The organism is Brochothrix campestris FSL F6-1037, from assembly GCF_000525915.1.
GTDB lineage: Bacteria > Bacillota > Bacilli > Lactobacillales > Listeriaceae > Brochothrix > Brochothrix campestris.
The window spans coordinates 1-369 of the sequence record NZ_AODH01000113.1; the positions used below are offsets into that span (position 1 = coordinate 1).

A 369-nucleotide genomic window follows, 5' to 3' on the forward strand; every position below is an offset into this window, starting at 1 on the left:
GCAGTTATTCCTATTGAACGCTTAACGACACCTCAAACTCAGCCAGAAACAGTTGTTGATTTACGTACATTCGCTGAAAAAGTGCCAGTTACAACAGGTTCTGGTTCATACCCTGTGTTACTTAAAAACAAAGGTGTCATGATTTCAGTTGAAGAATTAGAAAAAAAACCCAGCTCTTGCTAAACCGGAGTTTAAAAAAAGTTTCGTGGGCTGTAAAAACATACCGTGGATATATTCCAATTTCTCAAGAGGCTCTTGAAGATTCAGATATTGACTTAGCTGGATTAGTTGCTAATCATGTACAAACGTCAAGCGTTGAACACTGCTAACGCTGAAATTTCTAAAGTGTTGAAAACAGCAACAGCTAAA

At 37.7% G+C, this 369-nt stretch carries 1 protein-coding gene and 1 pseudogene; both read left to right on the plus strand.

Annotation, left to right across the window (positions count from 1 at the left end):
- Positions 1-183: pseudogene (locus tag BCAMP_RS14115) on the plus strand (phage major capsid protein); the annotation flags it as partial.
- Positions 177-329, plus strand: coding sequence for a phage major capsid protein (locus tag BCAMP_RS15180; RefSeq protein WP_198015817.1), 153 nt, complete (start codon positions 177-179; stop codon positions 327-329). The pseudogene BCAMP_RS14115 and the gene BCAMP_RS15180, both read left to right, overlap by 7 nt.
- Positions 330-369 lie beyond the last annotated feature (40 nt).